Raw genomic sequence first — 20,400 nt, forward strand, 5'->3', positions numbered from 1 at the left:
AGAACAAAGGGGCTATATTCAATGCACAATGTTATGATTTCATAGCTTTTCGTTGAAGACCTAACCATGCTCCGATCAAAATCAGCCCCACACCCGCGAAATAAAACGGATATCTGCTTGCTTCGCCCGTTTGCGGAAGCGTCTTGATCGTAATTTCCGATGACGGTGTTTGTGGTATTGCAGTCTGCTGATCCGGCGTTTGCGGTTTCGCAGGCTGCTGATTCGGCGTTTCAGGTTCATTCGTCTGCGGTTCCGGCTCAACGCCGCCGCGCGGAATCTCACCCTCCTCGATCTCGATGGTCGGTGTCTCCGGATCGTTCGTCGAAGGCGTTTCTGGTATCGACGGTTCACCTCTCGGGGTCTCTTCATCCGGTACGTCTACTTCATCAGTCGGCGTTCCTGGCGTTGATGGTGTCCCCGGATCCGGCGTATTTCCAGGAGTTCCCGGGTTAACCGGAGTACCTGGATCCGTTGGTGTGCCCGGATGGGTAGGATTTGTTGGATCCGTCGGGTTCGTTGGGTCCGTCGGATCTGTCGGATCCGTCGGGTTCGTTGGATCTGTCGGATCCGTTGGGTCCGTCGGATCTGTCGGATCCGTTGGGTTCGTCGGATCTGTTGGATCTGTCGGATCCGTTGGGTCCGTCGGATCTGTTGGGTCCGTCGGATCTGTTGGATCCGTTGGGTCCGTCGGATCTGTTGGATCCGTTGGGTCCGTTGGGTCCGTCGGGTCCGTCGGATCAACAGGCTCTTCTTTTTCGTTCGTTACAGTTAATTTCACGACATTGCCCTTACTCACGATACTGGAGTCAATCTTGACGTCCCAAGTTGATTGACCAATCTTATATCCTTCCGGAGCCGCAAGCTCCTCCAACACATAATCGTCATAGAGCAGTTTCGTAAACAGGATCTTTCCTTCTTCATCCGTCGTTTTCACCATTGGGGCGCGTTTGCCTGCTTTGTCGTAAAGCACGAATTTCGCTCCTGCCAACAATTTCGTATCGTCATCCTTATCCACCTTCGTCACTTCCAGGCTGCCTGTTACGCCGCCGCCGGAACCCGAACCCGAAGAGGTACGAACGATGATTTCTTTCGTCGTTTCCCGCATCTCCGTCTTCAGCTGGTCGCCTTCAAGTGCCACCTTATTTCGCACGGCTTCCTTGTCTGCGGCAATAATGAATGACTGATATTCCAGAATATAGGCTGAAGAGATATCGTTCTTGAATTTCAACTCGAATATTTCCTGATCGCCTTCAAGTCTCGTGAACGTTAACGTATAATCTTTTCCTTCAGTCAACTCTCCGGCTTTGACCGCTTCTCCATTCTTATTAACGGATGTTGCATACAAATGGAAAGAGTCCTCGATCAAGATCTGATTTGCACTCGGCTCGTCAATGATCTTGGCGTTTGAAATATGGGATTGGCCTTCATTGATACGAATCGACCAATCGATCTTATTTCCATTTTGGGCACCGCTTTTTGTTACATACTCACCGCCGTGAGGAACAGATACCTTAGCATTCCAGGTAGCGGCTTTGTCGCCACCATTCCACAGTTCGGCCGTGTTATTCATGTCTTTGGTGATCACTGTGCCTTGCAGCGACGTTTTGAACTCGATCCAATACGCCGAGGAGGTTGGACCCTTGAAATGAACGGACAACTCGTTGCTATTCGTTTCGGTAGGTTCGGTCACTTCATACTCGGAAGCCGGTACCTCGGCGCCTTTCGAAACACCGTTCCACCACCCCAGCAGCTTCATCTCGTATACTTTGACCGAGCTCGGGACAAGCTTTTGCCCATCCTTCAGAACATCCTTCACAATCGCATCATTCAACGTGTTGAGGTTGTAGTTCATCTTGATGTTCCATGTGATTTCCTTGTCGACAGGATTGTAGCTGCCATCTTTCCCGCCGTTGTTTTTGGTATATCCGTCGGAGGCAAAGCTCGCATCCCTTTGAATGGGTCCTTTATCCACTCCGTTTTCGCTCCAAGTCATTGAAGCCCGGTTCATGTAATCCAAATTGCTTTTCGTCAACCATTCAATATTAAACTTGGTTTTGTATTCAATGGTATATGTGGTCTTTATGGTATTGAGGAACTTAATGACAAAACCCTGACGAGCATTATCATACGCGACCTCATATTCACGATCGGAAACCTTGGTCCCATCCGCTTTAACGATCACCGAATCGGGAATAAATTCAAGACCGCCCTGCGGGAACGTATCTTTAATGACTACGTTTTCCATATGGTATTTGCTGCCGTCCGGTTTGCTGTCGCTGTTAACCGTAATCATCCATGTTGCCGTTTTGCTGGCAAAATCGATGTTCCATGTTCCTTTCGTCAGCGCACGGCTGCCTTGAGCCGGAACCGTCACTTCTTTAATCGAATCGCCGGAGGTGACTTTATTTCTGACCTCTTTGCCGTCGGCAGTCGAACGATCGACCGGTTTGGTTTGGTAAACGATGGTGTACGCGGAATCAACATCATTATTAAATTGAAGTTTGAATCCGTTCGTTCCCACGGGATCGGCTTTATATTCCGTCGATGCCAACAAATTCTTCGCGTCGGTAGAATTGCCGTTATACACTTTCAGCGAATCGGCAACCCATTCATGAACGTTGCTGAACTGATCCATGATGACCGCCTGTTCTTGTGGAACGTGCTTTCCATTGAAATTATATTTGACCGTCCAAGTGATAACCCCGGTGTCGTTATTTTGCTTATATGTCTTATCCAGGAATTTCCCCAAATCCACCGTTACCGTTGCGGTCGCTTGGGCATCCTCAATGCCTTCGCCGGACAATACGGCCTTATTCTCAAAGCGGGCCTGTTCGCCGATTCGATTCGTCGTAAAACGAATTTCATACGCCTTGTTGATCGATTCGTCCTGGAATGCCAGTTCCAGCTTGGTGCCGCCGTTCGATTCAACCGTGTACTTTCCGGCATCTACTTTGCCCCCGAGGACGGTCGACCCGTCACCATTCACCTGCAATTGATACACTTCGACAGTGTCGGCTGCAAGCTCCAGACCTTCAGGCATGACGTCGGTAACAACCGCATGGTTGATCTTATTCAACGATTTGTTGATTTGAACCGTCCAATCAATGCGGTCTTTACCAACCGCTTTTCCCTGCTTCTCGATCTGTTTGCCGCCTTGCGGCTTCAGGTTCACGATAATCGTCTGGACTCCGCTTCTGACCGGAATGGCGATAACGACTTCCGTGCTTCCCGTAAGGACTTCTTTTTTGAACTCCGTGCGGATTTCCAGTTTACCGCTGATGTTGGAGTGACTCTCGACGTATTCATTGAAAGTCATTACCACTTTGCCGTTCCGGTCCACCGTGAATCGGCCGACTTCGCCTTGGTCAGCAACGAGCGGTTCGTCGATCTCCGTGTAAATTTCGAACTGCTGCGGCAGATCAAACGTAAACGTACTGCCATTCTTATACCCGTGTCCGTTCGGGAGTTCCCATTCATAACTCAGGTTTACCGCTGCGCCAATATCCAAAGTGCTGTCCGGATTGTATACTGCATCAATGACGGTACCGTTAGTATCTGTTAGTACCAGTTTGGTTAAAATATCGTCTGAAACCGGAATTGTCGCATCCTCGTTGTTACCGGCCTCCGGTTTCTTGATTTCTTCATCTACCGCCTCATCCGTATCACTGCCCGGTTCTGCGGCATCCACAGATCCCTCAGTGCCCTTGCTCGGATCTTCCGTTTCATCTACCGACTCATCGGTGCCCGTACTCGGGTCTTGAACTTCGTCTACCGATTCATCCGTGCTGCTACCGGGTTCCTGTTCATTGTCAACCGATGGTTGGACGCCTCCCGGTACTTGATCGCCATTTTCCAATTGCTGGGCCCCAACATCCGTTCCCTGCCCCTGCACGTTTTCCGCTGCACTGGCGATCCCAACAGATGCGCCAAACAGCGTTTGGATCATAAGCAGCAGTACCATTACGATTCCACTTACTTTTTTCTTCATAATCTCTCCCTCGGACTCGTCATTACCCTCGTTTTTCGGTTCCAATCTCGCTTTTGGTGCGCAATTCGAGACATGTATCCAGTGAACTACATGCCTATAAGGGACGTCTGAGTCCATCACCTCCACCTCGTTCAATTGGCGCACGATTCAAATGGTGTCTATATTTTCGTTCAGAACCAAATGGGCTTCCTGCATTATAACGCCATCGCATAGACATTTTCTTAACAAACCCGAAAAAGCCTTGGACATGTGCGTCCAAAGCTTATATTCACGAGAATATTAGTAAATTTTCGATGCTGTGTAGTGCGAAGCGTCTTTAATCATTTTGAACGAAGTACCTTGCGTTTTCCAAGCGGCATCGACGGTAGTATCGATGGTGATCCACTGCCCGTTGAGGTAAACTTCATTCCATGCATGGTATACATCTACATAATCCGAAGTACCCATTACCAATTTGGTCGGTATATCGAGACTCCGCAGCATGGATGCAAGCAGGGAAGCATAATCGTAGCACATCCCTTTGAGATCCATGATTGTGCGGACGTTATCTGGAAGATAGTCCGTTAACTCTCGCGATGCAAGTACTTTGTCATATCGAATGTTACCGATCACATAGTCGTATACAGCTTGTACTTTTTCTTGGTCCGTTTTTGCAGACCGGGCTAACTTTTTAGCAAGCTGTGCGGCTTGTTCATTATCAGACCAATCGATATTCTGAATCGAGTTCAGATATACGTTGTTGCTGTCCTTCAGATGAAGCTTGACGGCTCCTTCTTGAACGACCTTGTATTTGGTGCCGCTGACTTGTTCCAACACAGTGATTGTATAGTCTCCGTTCCCCATTTGAAGCGGGAAAACGTCCCGAGACTTACCCGGCAGCAGCGTATATGTATATTTTTCCTGTCCTTTGGCGATCATAAGCTTAGTCTTTACATCGGATTTCACGTCATAATGGATGACAACTGCTCCGCGATCAAGCTGGTCCAAACCCAGCCAATCTTCAGACTGCGCAGCTTGTACAACCGGTGCGCATAAGAGTAAGACAAATAGTCCTACAATGGCGAACACAGCGTTACGCATGCTGTAAACCCCCTTCGGAAGCCAGGCTGCCATTTGATCATGCATCAAGAAGGCCCTATAGCTTTGCGTCCCTGCCTTTCGACAGGTTTGCCATTATCGTTATTGAGTTTTACTGCGTTTTTAGTGGATATTTGTCCAATAAAAAACAAAAAAAGCACTTTCGTTCGGTAGCTGGCTGCCATTTGACAATACGTCAAGAAGACCCTGTAGCTTTGCGTCCTTGCCTTTCGACAAGTTTGCCGTTATCGTGATTTGCTTTTGGTGACTACATCATATCAAATACTGCCCAATTCGACAAGTAGAAATCTTCCAAATCGCGCTGCTTTTTGTCGAATAATCAAGGTTTCGTTTTGAACGTGCCAGTTTCATAGACCAATGGTATGCTGCCAGGGAGGAATTGTTGGGAGATTCGAACCATTAATATAAAAAACAAAGAGCTAAGCGCGGCTTGAAACCGGCTTAGCTCTTTCCTTGTATATGCACTTCAACGACAACGGTTACCCGTTCATCACCGAACTGGAGCCCCTCTTCTCTGCCAGGCCTAGGGCTTTGGCGGTCGAAGCATGAATTCTGTTGAGCAATTCCACGTTCTCCACCAATGACTGGCCGTAGGAAGGGATCATCTCTTTGATCTTAGGCTCCCATGCGCTTATATGCTGCGGGAAGCAGCGCTGAAGGATTTCCAACATGACATGCACAGCAGTGGATGCCCCCGGAGAAGCCCCCAGCAAGGCAGCGATCGAACCATCCGACGCAGTCACTACTTCCGTACCGAATTGAAGCGTGCCTTTGCCGCCTTGAGCGGTATCCTTGATTACCTGCACGCGCTGGCCGGCAACGACCAAATCCCAGTCCTCGCTTTTGGCATCCGGTACAAAGTCACGCAATTCTTCCATGCGCTGCTCTTTGGACAGCATCAGCTGCTGGATCAGATACTTCGTCAGCGAAATCTCCTTCACGCCGGCTGCCAGCATGGTCAACAGGTTATGCAGTTTCACCGAGGTGATCAGGTCAGTCATTGAACCGGTCTTCAGGAACTTCGGCGAGAAACCTGCAAACGGCCCGAACAACAACGACTTTTGGTTATCGATGTAGCGGGTGTCCAGATGCGGCACCGACATTGGCGGGGCACCTACCGAGGCTTTGCCATATACCTTGGCATGGTGCTGCTCGACGACCTTCGGGTTTTTGCAAGCCATGAAAATACCGCTTACCGGAAATCCACCGATGTGTTTGCCTTCCGGAATACCCGACTTCTGCAGCAAATGCAAGCTGCCTCCGCCCGCTCCGATAAAGACGAACTTGGCCCTGTGGCGCTCGGTCGCCCCGCTCTTGAGGTTTTTCACCGTCAATTCCCATAAGCCATCGCTCGTACGTTTCATGTTTTTGACGCTATGCTGATAGTGGATGCCCACATTGCTTTTCTTCAATTGTTCCATCAGCATACGCGTTAAAGCACCAAAGTTAACGTCCGTACCCGAGTCAATTTTGGTCGCTGCAATCGGCTCGTTTCCGGTACGCCCTTTCATCATCAGAGGAATCCATTGCTTCAGCTTCGCCGGATCGTCCGAAAACTCCATGCCTTTGAACAAAGGATGGTTCGACAAGGCTTCATAACGTCTTTTCAGAAACTGGACGTTCTGCTCGCCATGCACGTAACTCAAGTGGGGAAGCGGCATGATGAAATCCTGCGGATTTCGAATCAGGCGGCTGTTGACGAGATAAGCCCAAAATTGCCGTGAAATCTGGAATTGTTCGTTAACCTTGATGGCTTTGCTTATATCTACGGAACCGTCCGGCCGTTCGACGGTATAATTGAGTTCGCATAGCGCAGCATGCCCTGTTCCGGCGTTATTCCATTCGTTGGAGCTTTCTTCTCCCGCAGTGGCGAGCTTTTCAAATACCTTTATCTTCCAGTCGGGTGCCAATTCTTTCAGCAAGGTTCCCAATGTTGCACTCATAATTCCGGCACCAATCAAGATCACATCTGTACTCGTTTGTCCGTGGCTCATTATTAACCGTCCTTATACCCTAAGATTTGCCGAAAGGATGTAAGCGCTGTCGATATGGCATTGAAGCAAGCCGGTCTGTGGAGCTGGCTCACACCTTTTCTGTATAAATAATGCTCTACACATAGTGTATCAATATTATGGATAGAGTTAAATATGTAATTTGAAGATATTTGCTCTAATAGTTAGTATACTCTAATTTGTTCCCCTCCGCTAACCCGCTTATATCCCTGAAAGATTTCTTTTTTCAAATAAGCTTACTCATCAGCAATCCATACAGATTCGTTTGATTCCCAGGAGTTGGACAATATATTACAAAGCTCTACAAGTAAGTCCTTGGCCTCCGCATTCAAATGCTCGGTTTTTATTTCTTGTAGCTGTTTTAATACGATTTGTATATTTGGAATCTTCCATGGTTTTTCCCACCAAGGCTCTTCAACATGGTAATAATATGCCAAACCTGTCCACCCGTCTTGCTCCGGCTGTATTCCCCCCATTATTTCGTCAAAATAACCATCCCATATTCTTATTACATACTTATCTCCATTTGAGAGGTGCCTTATAAACTGTATTTCTCCTTCCCCCTCATAACCTTCATAATATTTCCTGTTTATTATTTCCACAACCCCATCTCCTTGTTACGGGTATGATTCTGAAAGACATTCTGGGTCCGGGTCTTCTAACTTCGGTATAAACGGCGATAGAAATGGATCATCATGCCCCCTTACTTCTCCTCGAATTAGTGTATACACCTTAAATATATTAAATGACTCAACGTCATCACTATCCCTTATGTACAAAATTCCGTATGAACCCGGAGCCATATCTCCAATCTTCTTGAATACATTGATCGGATCAACTCTTTCCGAAGGCTTATGATTATCTAATCCAGCGATCCACACTTGGAAATCCCCGTTTACTGCTCTAATATCCAACACGCCGCTAGTCCAATTCATTTCATGAATGTAATCTTGTATTTCTTGAACAATCGGGGCTTCATCCATATCATCATCAAAAGAAGCACTCGCTCGAATTGTCGCCCAACCATGGTACTCATACATCGCATTTTCACCCTTCCACGCTTGTAGATGCTTACTATTTAACTCTCAATCATATCGATCGCTACGATTGTTTCGTTTATCCAATCTTCGAATAGTTCCGCATGTCCTTTATCCATGACGCCTCGGTGTCTTTTATATTGAACATTTCTCTTGGCCCACACAAGAATTATTCTCATGTATTCTACTGTATCAATAGTACACGTAGGATCTTCCACGCCTTCTTCAGCGAATATGTCTTCAAAAGTAGTGTACTTCGCATCAGAATGGATTAGGTTCACATTGCCACCACCGCCATATGAGGCTACTTTCCCTGTAAACAACTCGAGTAACCCCCTGATCTCTTCCTGAATAGCAGCAAGATCTCCAAAGATATCAGTCCCGAGCGAATTAGTGATCAGATAACCATTTTTTAATGACTTATCCAAACTAAAATCGAGTATCACTTCGTTGAAATGCTCATTATATTCAATACTGTATATATATCTAATATTCATACTCCCCCCGTAACCAAAACTTAGCCTTTTAGTGCTTGTATTTTATAAAATAAAAAGTAAAACACGGGTAACTGACGCATCTCTAACTCTCGAATATTGGGCGCAATCTTTAGAATGTATAAGCTGCTGACCCTAATGGTATATCTGAGCGCTTTATTGATTCACCTAGACGTATGCCTCCTATTTTTTTGTCAGTTAGTGAGCTAGTGAGATGGGTAAGGCTCCTGAGACCATCCCGTCTTGTCACAAGCATATTCTGATACAACGAAAAATACAGGCCAATTCTTTGACGAATGGCCTGTAAATAACAAAATAATGCTTTCATCACAGCGGCTTTATCACCATAGACCACAGTCCCGTCGGCAGCCTTCACTTCTCAAGAGACTTCCGTCTCAGACGAACCATCTCCCGCTGCAATCCATTTCAACTCCGCAAATTCAACTCGATTTCGTCCGTTATGCTTGGCTTGGTACAAGGCTTTGTCCACGGCGGCGAACAATTGAACCAAAAATCCTTCCGGACTGTCAGGCACTTGAACGGTTTGGAAATCCTCCACCGATAAAATTCCCATACTCACCGTTATGGAAACCGGTTCCTCGTCCTCCCCCAGTGCCATGGGATTTCTTTCCACCGATAATCTCACGCGTTCCGCGACCTGTTTGGCCAAACTGCTGCCTGCATGCGGAAGATAGATCATAAATTCCTCCCCGCCGTACCGGGCCAGAATATCGGTGCTGCGGATGGACTGTTTGACGATGAGCGCCATGCGATGGAGAACTTCGTCGCCGATGACGTGCCCGTGCTTATCATTAATCCCTTTGAAGAAATCAATATCAAAGAGAATCATTGAAAACGGGATTCTGTACTGCATGTTAGTGATCACTTCATGCGTCAACTGCTGGGTCAAGTAACGGCGATTATAACTGTCCGTCAAACTGTCCGTAACGACCAGTTCTTCCAGCTTCTGATTAGCTTTGGACAACTCGCTGCTGATGCGGTCCAATGAATGGTTTCGTTCTTGAAGCACTATGTTCTGTCGATTCAATTCTTCAACGAGATATCGCTCCTGCGAAACATCCTGAAACGTAAGGATATGTCCGATAGGGACAAGGCGCGAATCAACGATTGGCGAGGATTGCAAAATAAACCGGCGAACAAAGTCCCTCTCCACGATGATTTCGATCTGGGACAAAATGTTTTCTTTTCGTTTGTAATGCTCCGCAAACTCGCGGACCTTGCCCTCCGCCCGCACGGATTCCAAAAATGCATCCAAATCAAACGTATCGCCCACGTTCATATCCATGAATGACCGCAGTGCCTTGTTGACTTCAACAATGGTTTCGTTCTCGTCCAATACAAGAATTCCGTAAGGAATGGTGTTAATGACATCCTCGTGCGCAATGGAGACGAGATCAAACACGTTGTATTTTTTAATGACATAGACAAAGAACAGCCCGGACAGAAAGATTCCCAAGGAGGTCAGTCCCGGAATAATCGGCAACCATGGTCTGAATACGACGTTAAGCAAGGCATCCAAACCGGCAAATGCAGCCAGCACGAAGAGACCCCACAATGTGAACACGACCTGCTTCTTGATCGCAGGCAGCGTCCGGGAAGAACGAAGCGCTCCGAACAAGACGGAGAGGGATGCCAGAAAGTAGCTCACGAGAATTGCAAGGATCACCCAAAACCATGGGCCGTAGGAACGTTCTGCATATCCGCCGCCCAGCGGCGTCACGAACCAGTTCCACGGATTTAGCACGACGCCTATAGCTCCAATGACCGCAGGGACGAACAAAAAGACGGTTTTCCTTTTCCTATTCCTTAATCGATCTGTTTCGCCTGTCAGGAAATAGGTTAGCAACAACCACCCGCTTCCGAGCAGCGATACGGCAACAAAGGAAAGCGTCACGTAAAACCATTGCAAGCTGAGATTGCCCGTCAGGTCAATGGCAAACTGGCAGAACGGCCAGATCATCATCAAACCGTGAAAAAGAAAGTACACCTTATGTAAGTTCGTAATTCTAACGGTAACAAAAACATAGACATATAACGCAAACAAGAGGACGAATAGAAAGAGATCATACCACGCTGATGGGCTCACAAATCTTCTCCTTTGTCGATTCAACAACTACGATATCATGGAACAGTATACTCCTTGAATCTGAAATGAACCTTTAATAAGACTTCAATAGCCTTCAGAAAGGATTGCCTCACAGTTGTTATTGGTTAATTAAACCACATCTTATCACACCGCAAAGAGACTGAGTAGCCCACACAATGGCAGTCCAGCCAACCTCTGAGCATTTCTGAAATCAATTCCGTGAAGTTTTGACGGCTTTTGAACGTTTCAAACCAGGCTTGGCACAGCCATGGGAAATTCTGCGATTCATGGTCCTCCGTTACCGCGTATGGTCGTACAAATCGTCCAGCGGTTCATTATCCGAGAACAGATCGGGATTTTCCCGCAGCATCCCCGTGATCACCTCTGCTACTTTTGCAGCATTACAAACTCTCACCACCGCATCGCCAAGTTTCCTTTTGTACATCGCCCCTTCTCGCTCCAGCACCTCGTCCACCTTCCAAAAATGCTCGGACCAGGACAATCCGCAATGTCTGCGTGAAGGTACCTGTATCTTCGTTCCATCGGGCAGAACGGTGCATAACTGTTCATGTCCGTCCGTCAACCGGCCTGGGATGTCCACCCACTCTTCCACGCCATGAATAAACGTATTCCGCTTCAGGTCAACGCCCACCAAAATAATGGTCGCTTGGCGATCCAGCAGTTTCCCCCATGCCGAACCTCTCGCACAAGGCGTGTCGAACAGATGATCATCTTTCGTAAACGCTTCTGCATCCCGACCGAGAGCGGCTACCGAGTGCGTCGGATGCCATGAACGAACCACGCCAGGGCGTTTGCGGAAAAGCTCTGGCAAAATGCCGACGCAGCATGGCGATGATTCCACGTGGAACATTGGGTTACTCGCATTGATCGTGGACCACGTATGCGTGGGCAAAACGAGCAGTCCCTCTTTCATGTATTCGGTTAACGCATCAAGTACCGTGTCGGCTCCGCCCTCGACTTCACCTATGCTTTTCATGGAAGAATGCATGAGCAACGTGCCCTTGCCGTCGATGCCGAGCTGTTGGAGCTGCTGAAGCAAGCTTGCTTGAGTATGCATAACTATCAATACCTCCTTTTAAGTATTATAAAAGAAAACCGTTGACCGTTGTACAATGGAAGGATAAATTATCCAACCACATAAGAAAGGGCCGGAGGGTTGCCTCCGGCCGCTTCATAAGAAATCGTATGCGTGAATGATGGCCAAATTACTTAATGACCACGTACTCCAAATTAACCAGTTTGGCATAGGTCACGATTTGATCTGTCGTCAAATTCAGGGATACCACGGTATGATGACCGCCGCCATTTTCGATCCAGGCTTTGACCCCATCCTGGAAGTTCGGCTTCACGTTCCAAAGTACGCGGGCCACCGGCAGTTTTGGAGCCGGAACCGTCGGTTCGAAGGCAGAGACTTCGTTAATCAACAATTTGTAGTGTGTCCCGAAGTCAGCCATGGAAACAACTACGCCTTCGCCGGCTTTACCGTCAAATACGAGACGTGCCGGATCTTCGCGATCGCCAATCCCAAGTGGGGACACGATGATTTTCGGCTTGTTGCTCGCCAGCGTCGGATCAACTTCAAGCATGTGGGATTGCAGAATCGCTTCCTGACCTGCTGCCATCTCGTAGGTGTAGTCTTCCATGAAACCGGTGTTTTCGTTATGAGCCATCACTTTCAGCAAACGGTCAAGCGCAGCCGTTTTCCAGTCGCCTTCGCCGGCGAATCCGTAGCCTTGGGCCATCAAACGTTGAACGGCCAGACCCGGTAGCTGCTTCATGCCGTGCAGATCTTCGAAGTTTGTCGTGAAAGCGGTGTATCCGCCATCATCCAAGAAACGTTTGATCGCGATCTCGTAGCTCGCTTGCACGCGCACGCTGGCTTCCCAATCTTCTTTACTGTACGTGCCGTAGTCGAATTCATACAGCTCTGCATACTCGCTCATCAGATCGTCGATCTCTTGCTCGGACACAGCATTCACGTACTGCACGAGGTCGCCGATGCCGAAGTAGTCCACGGTCCAGCCGAACTGGATTTGGGCCTCCACTTTGTCGCCTTCCGTAACGCCCACGTTGCGCATGTTGTCGCCGAACCGAGCCACTTTAATGTTGAAGCTTTCGTTATAAGCAACGGCTACGTCCATCCAATCCGCGACTTGCTTCTGCACTTCAGGACGCTCCCAGTAGCCAACGACGATTTTATTTTGTTTTTTCAGGCGGGCATTGATGAATCCATACTCGCGGTCGCCATGCGCCGCTTGGTTCAAGTTCATGAAGTCCATGTCGATCGTCGCCCAAGGGATGCTCTCATTGAATTGGGTTGCCAGATGGAGCAGCGGCTTTTGCAGCAATTTCGTGCCGCGGATCCACATTTTCGCCGGGGAGAACGTATGCATCCACGTGATTACGCCCGCCACCTCGTCGCGATAGTTGACTTCTTTCATGATGCTTGTGATTTTGTCCGCGCTGACGGCCAGATCCTGCAATACGAGCGGGTATGGCAGAACGCCGCTTGCGTTCAGGGCATCCGCGATTTTTTGTGCATTCGCTTTAACCTCGCCCAGCGCCTCATCCCCGTACAGATGCTGCGAACCTACGACGAACCAAAATTCTTTAGCTGCTGTTGCTGTCATATCGATCATCCTCTTTTCCATGGTTTATGTTTTTCAAACATTGTTCCGCTTGTGCTGATGTCCGATTTATTTCTGCCCGTAATAGGCGTCTTTGCCGTGTTTGCGCAAATAGTGTTTATCCAGGATGCCTTGCGGCAGCTCCTTCGCAAAGTTGTTCAATTGACGGGCGTACAGATTCATTTTGCACACTTCCTCCAGCACGACACTGTTCACGACCGCCGACTTGGCATCTTTGCCCCAAGTAAACGGTGCATGGCCATGAAGCAGTACCGCCGGGATCGCCATAACGTCCAAACCGCGTTGTTCGAACGTTTCAATGATGACGCGGCCTGTTTCGGCTTCGTATCCGCGGTCGATTTCCTCCTGGTTCAAAAAGCGTGCGCAAGGCACGGGGCCATAGAACGTGTCCGCATGCGTCGTACCCATCACCGGCACATCCAGTCCGGCTTGCGCCCAGATCGTTGCCCATGTGGAGTGGGTGTGCACGATACCGCCGATCTCCGAGTAATGCTTATACAATACGGCATGCGTCGCCGTATCGGAGGAAGGTCTCATCTCGCCTTCCACCACGTTGCCGTCGAGATCGACAACGACCATGTCGCTTGGTTTCATTTTGTCATAGCTGACGCCGCTCGGTTTGATGACGAACAGACCGCTTTCCCGGTCGATCGCGCTGACATTGCCCCAAGTGAATTTGACAAGGCCGTGCTTCGGCAATTCCAGATTCGCCTCGTAGACTTCCTGTTTCAGTTGTTCCAACATGTTAGTCCCTCCCGTTCTCTACCAGATGGTCGACGGCGGCCTGCTCGATGGCCAATCCCTTCCGGTAGCGCTCGATAAATGCTTCGAATCCTTTGACGTCGGATGCATCCGGCGCAACTTCCTCTCCAGAAACATCGCTGAACACTTTCTGCTCAAGGAAGACGTCCAGGCTCTCTTCTTGATCCTTGTTGATCAGGTAGGAAGCCAGGAGCGCCATGCCCCATGCTCCGCCTTCGCCTGCGGTGGACATGACCGATACCGGCACGTTCATGGCCGCAGCCACGATGCGTTGTCCGACGACAGGCGTTTTAAACAGCCCGCCATGGGCCAAAATGCTATCAATGGCCACATTCTCGTTCTTCGTCAAAATGTCCATCCCGATCTTCAGCGCGCCAAAGGCGGTAAAGAGGTGCGTGCGCATAAAGTTCGCCAGGTTGAAGCGGCTTTCGGGCGAACGGACGAACAACGGACGGCCTTTGTCGATGCCCGTGATGTTCTCGCCGGAATAGTACCCGTAACTCAACAAACCGCCGCCATCCGGCTCTGCTTCAAGCGCCTTGTTGAACAGGACGCTGAACAGCTTGCCGGTATCGGCTTCGAATCCCATCGCTTCCGAAAATTCGCGGAACAAGCCGATCCATGCGTTGATGTCGCTCGAGCAGTTGTTTGCATGCACCATGCCCACAGGGCTGCCGTCCGGCGTCGTGACCATATCGATCTCGGGATATACTTTGGACAGCTCCTTCTCCAATACGATCATCGCAAATACGGACGTGCCGACCGAGATGTTACCCGTGCGCTTTCTCACGCTGTTCGTCGCAACCATGCCGGTTCCGGCATCGCCTTCCGGAGGACAGAGCGGAATGCCTGCCTGCAAATCCCCCGATGGATCGAGCAGCTTGGCGCCCTCCTCGGTCAAGTCGCCTGCACGTTCTCCGGCGAGATAAACTTTGGGAAGCAGATCCTCGACCTTCCATGGATATCCTTTGGCAGCAATCAGCTCGCTGAATTGCTTGATCATGGATGGATGATAGTCATGCGAGGCCTCGTCGATCGGGAAAATCCCCGAAGCATCGCCGATGCCGATCGCTTTGCTGCCCGTTAACAGCCAGTGGATGTATCCGGCAAGCGTGGTCAGGAAATCAATGCGAGGCACATGTTCTTCCCCGTTCAGGATGGCTTGGTACAAGTGGGCAATGCTCCAGCGTTCTGGAATGTTGAACCGGAACAGCTCGGTCAACTCTTTCGCTGCGGCGCCGGTCGTGGCGTTCCGCCATGTCCGGAACGGCACCAGCAGCTCGCCTTTGTTATCGAACGCCATATATCCGTGCATCATGGCGGAAAATCCGATGGAACCTACGGTCCGCAGGATCACTCCATACTTTTGCTCGACCTCTTGCTTCATTTCGCGATAGGCCGTCTGCATGCCGGCGATGATATCTTCCTGGCTGTATGTCCAATATCCGTCTTTCAGGAGATTCTCCCATTCGTAGCTTCCGGACGCGACGGTTTCAAAACGCTCGTTGATCAACACGGCCTTGATCCGCGTAGATCCAAATTCGATCCCAAGCGAAGTCGCTCCCTTGGCAATCGCTTCTTTCATGTCCAAATGACTCATGATCACGGTTGTCCCCTCTCTGATCGCAAGTTTTAAATCCGAAGGATGGCATCGCTAAAAAGCGCAAAAAATATATTGAATTCATGAATTCGTATCGAAAATAAGCGGCCTTTTACTCGAAGAACTTTTTCGTCCCCTTCAAGAAGGCGCTTTCTCCAACTGACAGCCTTAGTATATTTTTTGTACGTACATTTGTCAATAAAATATAATAGTTATACCTACATAGTCCGTGAAAATTGCCGCAATAGTGGACTATCCTTACATTTACCAGGCTATACTGTTAAGTACACATCCCTGTTTCACCCGCAATTTGTACGGTTCATTTCGAAAATATGTACCTTTCGTTCCCATCCCGCCGCAATCATGATAAAATATGTACGTACAACTATTTCGATAACGACTTTTTATATATGAAACGACAATGAAAGAAGTGGATGACGTGAAGCCAAAGTATCAAATCATCATCGATGACATCAAAAGCGATATCCTCGCCGGGACATACAACGTGGGAGAACAAATCCCGACCGAGTCGGCGTTGCAGGAGAGCTATAACGTAAGCCGCCAGACCGTACGGAAAGCCATTTTGGAGCTGTCGAACGAAGGTTTTCTGCGAAGCGAAAAGGGCTCGGGGACCTATGTAAGCAACCAATACAGGCTGCGGTCCGGCGGCCACGCCTCGAAAAGAACGATCGGTGTCATCACGACTTATATCTCGGATTACATCTTCCCTTCCATCATCCGCGGCATTGAAAGCCGATTGAATGAAGACAACTATTCGCTGCTGCTTGCCAGCACCAACAATGATGTCGCCCAGGAGAAAAAGGCGCTTGAAATGATGCTGTCCTACGGCGTGGACGGTCTCATTGTCGAGCCTACCAAGAGCAATTTATACAACCCTAATATCGCGTACTATCTTTCTTTTAAAGAACAGGACGTGCCGTTTACGATGATTAATGCCTATTATGAGGAGCTGGAGGTGCCCTTCTTCTGTCTGGATGACGTGCAGTCCAGCTATCTCGCCACGCGGGAACTGATCGCCAAGGGCCACGCCCAGATCGGCATTATCGCGAAAATGGACGATTTGCAGGGGAAATACCGGATGAAGGGATATATCAAGGCCCTGGGAGAAGCCAAATTGCGTTTTCATCCCGAGCAGGTGCTTTCGTTCGATACCGCATCCAAACCGGATCTATCGACCAGTCTGGAAACGTACTTAAGCGAAAACAGGGACGTTCTGACCGCCATTGTCTGTTACAACGACGAAGTGGGGCTGGAGGTGGTTCATACTTGCCGCAAACTTGGCATTTCGATCCCTGACGAGCTTTCCATCATCGGCCAGGACAACTCGTATATCGCCAAAAACGCCAACATCAAGCTCACGACGCTGACCCATCCCCAAGAGCAGATGGGACGCGACGCCGCAGACTGGATCATCAAAACACTGCAAGGCAAGAAAGACTTGGCCGCCCATACCTATTATCAGCCTGTGCTGGTCGAAGGGGAAACCGTTAAGGAAATCGAAGTGGAGTAACGCAGTGGCAAACGCCAAGGCGGATGAGTGGCAGAAAGCATGCATGATTGGTTGCGATCTGCAAGGGTGTACCCCGCACTGCATGATACATTGGGATTCAGAGGGAGGGAAGCGGAATGGCATGGTTTGGACGGCAGCATCGACAAGCTCGTTCAGTCCACCGGACAGTTTGGCGAAACGGCAACCGAGCTTTGTCTGGTCAATGCCATTTGCGATTACCGTGAAGTGGAAGGCGAACATACCTTTCCGTATATGCTGTTCGCCCACAAAACCGACAATGACGGAGATCTCTGGGAGATCTCCTTTTTGGTTGGTTATGGGCGGCTCCCCTTTGCTGCAGGAAATTGAATCGTAACCGTGGTGCCACGCCCTTTCGCACTGTTATAGCGAATCTTTCCATCATATTTTTCCACGATGTTAAAACAGATCATCAATCCCAAGCCGGTTCCGCTGCTTTTCAACGAATAATAGGGCGTGCCCAGCGACCTTACCTCATCTTCGGACATTCCACTTCCTTCATCCATGACTTTAATCTCAATGAATTCATGCTCTCTCTTTGCCATCACCGCAACCGATTGTCCTGCATCGGAAGCTTCCAACGCATTTTTGATCACATTCATGAGCAGCTGCTTGAATTCGATTTCGTTGATGAAAATCAAGCAATCTTCCTCCGCTTGGATACGGAGGTGTTTGTCGGACAGCATCGCGTAGGAGCCGATCAGCCCCTCAACGCTCTCCACGACATCCTTTACATTTACCTCCTCCGGACGCTGGTCTACACTGGGCTTCGACAAGGTCAGAAATTGGGAAGTAATATGTTCCACCGTATTCAGTTCATCGATCATCAATTGAAATTTGTTCTTGGTTGACTCGGAGAATGAAGGGTCCTCTTTAAAAAACTGCAAGAACCCCCGGACTACCGTAACCGGGTTGCGAATTTCATGGGCAACGGCGGCCGTCAAATGCGCGACCATTTTCAGCCGCTCGGATTGTTGCAATTGTTCGTAATAGTGCTGCTGTTTCCGCATCCTCACGAAGGAGAGATGAAAGATCAGGAACATTAATAGTTGAATCGCCACGATGTTGATCAGATTGCCCACCACGTCCTGGTGCAAGTAGGCATAGGCATTGCGCTGATCCACCAAAAGGATGTACGAGAACGTGAAGGCGATTAAAATGCCGTTGACCGTGAACGAGAAATAGAACAGCTTGGAATCAAAAAACAGGATCGATAATGCGGGAAAGAGAGAAATGAAAATATACGTGGTCCACGTCTCCGGATACATAAAGAACAGGGTGTAGAAATAAGCAAACCCCGCCAGAATGATCACTTTTCGAAAAAAATGGGTCTCGCGCCTGGGATACATCCATAAACATGCCGATATTCCTGCTACGCACAACAAATGGATGATGTATCCGAGGTTAATCTCCTCCAGCTCGGTCGTAGACAGAATCAATCCGCCGAACATCAGCACGATGACGACAGACATGATGATATAATATGTTTTGCGGTTCACTTGACTGTAAAATTCCTTCATGAATTCACCACTTAACCCTTTTATTGATGTCCTTCCTTTGCAATGAATGAAAAGATCATCCATATAGCCCAGTTTCATCTTTGGTTGTGTACAATATAACAAGCTTTTTATTATTATGTAATTTTAATTTTTCCACAGCTGGGCAGGAAATACAGGGAGTTGCCATGAACCTCTTTATTATTACGAGTTTTCAGGAGGTTGTTACGTGCAAAAGGCATGGGGCGGGCATTCCGTGTCCACTACAGCCGATAGTTCCATTGAAGACTACTATGCCTTAAATTTTGGAAAAGAGGCTTTGGATTATCCGCAACCTTTAACGATTGCGATCGATCAATACTGGAATCCGATCATGGATTCGCAGTCTGTTGAACTGATTTCGAACTAAGAAAACATGTAACACAACAGAAAGGCATGATGGGGGGATTAATCTCTCATTCATGCCTTTTTCGGGTGCGCCGATAAGCGGCTTCATTCCGATTTCTTTTCTAAAGGATCGTTTTTATATAACTTGCTCATATGTTCAAGATGAGTGGCGCCCCAATCATTTAATGCCTGCAACACGGAGCTTAAACCTCTGCCGTACTCGGAAATGGAATACTCCACCTTCGGAGGAATCTGATTGTACACCTCGCGATGCACGATATCGTTGTATTCCAGCTCTCTTAATTGCTGAGTGAGCATTTTTTTGTTGATATCCGGTATCGCCTTTTGCAGTTCGCTAAACCGCATGGTGCCTTTCGAAATAAGCTGCAGCAAAATGACCGGTTTCCACTTTCCCACCAAAATGTTCAATGCCGATTCGAATTTACAATATTCTTCCATGGAACGCTTCACCCCTTATGTTTCATAAGGTCACTTTTTGTTAACCAGGTTTAGATAAAGTGCCTACTTCCTGAGTCTTGTCGTTAGGCTCTATTATACCTTGTGTAACGAATAAAGTGATCAGGAGGTCTATGTTCATGAATGTTGTATTATGGATAATTCAAGGGGCTGTGGCATTCGGCTTTGTTTACTCCGGGTGGTTGAAGGCGTTTCAGCATGAAAAAGCCAAAGCATCTTGGGGGTGGGTCAAAGACCTCCCCAAAGGTCTCGTCATCATGATCGGATTGGCCGAGTTATTAGGAGCGCTAGGCGTTATCCTGCCTCAGGCCACGAATATTTGGCCTGTTCTGACGCCAATCGCCGCGACTGCGCTGGCAATCATCGTTCTTTTGGGCGCTCTGCTGCACATTACACGCAAGGAATATCGGGAGATCGGCGTGAACGTCGTCTTTTTCGTCCTGGCTGCATGGGTTGCCATCGGTCGTTTTTTAGAATGATATGCCCTTCTGATGGCGAAAAGCATCGTATGAGCAGCGCTTTGATTGTTTTTACTGCGCTTTAATGGTAATCTGAACCATAGAGATGCAAACAAAGGAGCATATACCTTACCATGTGGACTACGCTGTAGAGATTACGAATTCAAAAGGATGCCACGAATTATGGGTGAATACACTCGTTGATTTGGCATGCTTGGAATTCATCTTGCAGGGTATGCAGGAAAGGTGCATCATACACCCATTCT

The 20,400-nt window shown here is 48.5% G+C and carries 17 protein-coding genes and 2 riboswitches; of the genes, 4 read left to right on the forward strand and 13 right to left on the reverse strand.

Going from position 1 to position 20,400, the window contains the following annotated elements; all coding sequences use genetic code 11:
* Positions 1-31 precede the first annotated feature (31 nt).
* From MKY59_RS30505 to MKY59_RS30555, 11 genes are all read right to left on the reverse strand, one after another.
* On the reverse strand, positions 32-3,988 hold the full coding sequence (locus MKY59_RS30505; protein ID WP_339275304.1) for a collagen binding domain-containing protein: 3,957 nt from the start codon (positions 3,986-3,988) through the stop codon (positions 32-34).
* A gap of 279 nt (positions 3,989-4,267) precedes the next feature.
* Positions 4,268-5,068 (reverse strand): transglutaminase-like domain-containing protein, encoded by an 801-nt coding sequence (locus MKY59_RS30510; RefSeq protein ID WP_339275306.1) that lies wholly within the window; start codon positions 5,066-5,068, stop codon positions 4,268-4,270.
* 13 nt (positions 5,069-5,081) lie between these two features.
* Positions 5,082-5,170, reverse strand: a riboswitch (cyclic di-GMP riboswitch).
* Between the two features lie 61 nt (positions 5,171-5,231).
* Positions 5,232-5,319, reverse strand: a riboswitch (cyclic di-GMP riboswitch).
* Positions 5,320-5,565: 246 nt separating this feature from the next.
* Positions 5,566-7,080, reverse strand: a complete 1,515-nt coding sequence (locus MKY59_RS30515) for a malate:quinone oxidoreductase (RefSeq protein WP_339275307.1) — start codon at positions 7,078-7,080, stop codon at positions 5,566-5,568.
* A gap of 254 nt (positions 7,081-7,334) precedes the next feature.
* Positions 7,335-7,700, reverse strand: a complete 366-nt coding sequence (locus MKY59_RS30520) for a dihydroorotate dehydrogenase (quinone) (protein ID WP_339275308.1) — start codon at positions 7,698-7,700, stop codon at positions 7,335-7,337.
* 15 nt (positions 7,701-7,715) lie between these two features.
* On the reverse strand, positions 7,716-8,138 hold the full coding sequence (locus MKY59_RS30525) for an Imm7 family immunity protein (RefSeq protein ID WP_339275309.1): 423 nt from the start codon (positions 8,136-8,138) through the stop codon (positions 7,716-7,718).
* A gap of 38 nt (positions 8,139-8,176) precedes the next feature.
* Complete coding sequence (locus tag MKY59_RS30530) at positions 8,177-8,632, reverse strand: hypothetical protein (RefSeq protein WP_339275311.1); 456 nt, start codon at positions 8,630-8,632, stop codon at positions 8,177-8,179.
* Between the two features lie 376 nt (positions 8,633-9,008).
* Positions 9,009-10,736, reverse strand: a complete 1,728-nt coding sequence (locus MKY59_RS30535) for a diguanylate cyclase (protein WP_339275313.1) — start codon at positions 10,734-10,736, stop codon at positions 9,009-9,011.
* Positions 10,737-11,034: 298 nt separating this feature from the next.
* A complete protein-coding gene (locus tag MKY59_RS30540) occupies positions 11,035-11,814 on the reverse strand; it encodes an AAC(3) family N-acetyltransferase (protein WP_339275314.1) in 780 nt (259 codons plus the stop codon).
* 148 nt (positions 11,815-11,962) lie between these two features.
* On the reverse strand, positions 11,963-13,387 hold the full coding sequence (araA, locus tag MKY59_RS30545) for an L-arabinose isomerase (RefSeq protein WP_339275315.1): 1,425 nt from the start codon (positions 13,385-13,387) through the stop codon (positions 11,963-11,965).
* Positions 13,388-13,453: 66 nt separating this feature from the next.
* Complete coding sequence (locus tag MKY59_RS30550) at positions 13,454-14,149, reverse strand: L-ribulose-5-phosphate 4-epimerase (RefSeq protein WP_236413539.1); 696 nt, start codon at positions 14,147-14,149, stop codon at positions 13,454-13,456.
* A gap of 1 nt (position 14,150) precedes the next feature.
* Entirely contained in the window at positions 14,151-15,767 is a 1,617-nt protein-coding gene (locus MKY59_RS30555) for an FGGY-family carbohydrate kinase (protein WP_339275317.1), read from the reverse strand.
* A gap of 439 nt (positions 15,768-16,206) precedes the next feature.
* Between MKY59_RS30555 and MKY59_RS30560 the strand changes: the two genes are divergently transcribed.
* Both MKY59_RS30560 and MKY59_RS30565 read left to right on the forward strand, forming a co-directional pair.
* The gene (locus MKY59_RS30560; RefSeq protein ID WP_236413541.1) at positions 16,207-17,298 is read left to right on the forward strand and encodes a GntR family transcriptional regulator; all 1,092 of its coding nucleotides are present in this window, start codon (positions 16,207-16,209) and stop codon (positions 17,296-17,298) included.
* 39 nt (positions 17,299-17,337) lie between these two features.
* Positions 17,338-17,646, forward strand: a complete 309-nt coding sequence (locus MKY59_RS30565) for a hypothetical protein (RefSeq protein WP_236413542.1) — start codon at positions 17,338-17,340, stop codon at positions 17,644-17,646.
* Here MKY59_RS30565 and MKY59_RS30570 read toward each other — a convergent pair.
* Positions 17,613-18,836, reverse strand: coding sequence for a HAMP domain-containing sensor histidine kinase (locus tag MKY59_RS30570; protein ID WP_339275320.1), 1,224 nt, complete (start codon positions 18,834-18,836; stop codon positions 17,613-17,615). The two genes, MKY59_RS30565 and MKY59_RS30570, sit on opposite strands and share 34 nt — an antisense overlap.
* Before the next feature lie 205 nt (positions 18,837-19,041).
* Here MKY59_RS30570 and MKY59_RS30575 point away from each other — a divergent pair, with 205 nt between their 5' ends.
* Positions 19,042-19,221 (forward strand): hypothetical protein, encoded by a 180-nt coding sequence (locus MKY59_RS30575; RefSeq protein WP_339275321.1) that lies wholly within the window; start codon positions 19,042-19,044, stop codon positions 19,219-19,221.
* An 83-nt stretch (positions 19,222-19,304) separates the two neighbouring features.
* Here the strand turns inward: MKY59_RS30575 and MKY59_RS30580 are convergent, their stop codons facing one another.
* The gene (locus MKY59_RS30580) at positions 19,305-19,658 is read right to left on the reverse strand and encodes a helix-turn-helix domain-containing protein (RefSeq protein WP_339275323.1); all 354 of its coding nucleotides are present in this window, start codon (positions 19,656-19,658) and stop codon (positions 19,305-19,307) included.
* Positions 19,659-19,795: 137 nt separating this feature from the next.
* Here MKY59_RS30580 and MKY59_RS30585 point away from each other — a divergent pair, with 137 nt between their 5' ends.
* Positions 19,796-20,155: a DoxX family protein gene (locus MKY59_RS30585; RefSeq protein ID WP_236413547.1), complete on the forward strand. Its 360-nt coding sequence runs from the start codon at positions 19,796-19,798 to the stop codon at positions 20,153-20,155.
* Positions 20,156-20,400 lie beyond the last annotated feature (245 nt).

This window comes from Paenibacillus sp. FSL W8-0426 (genome assembly GCF_037969725.1).
GTDB lineage: Bacteria > Bacillota > Bacilli > Paenibacillales > Paenibacillaceae > Paenibacillus > Paenibacillus hubeiensis.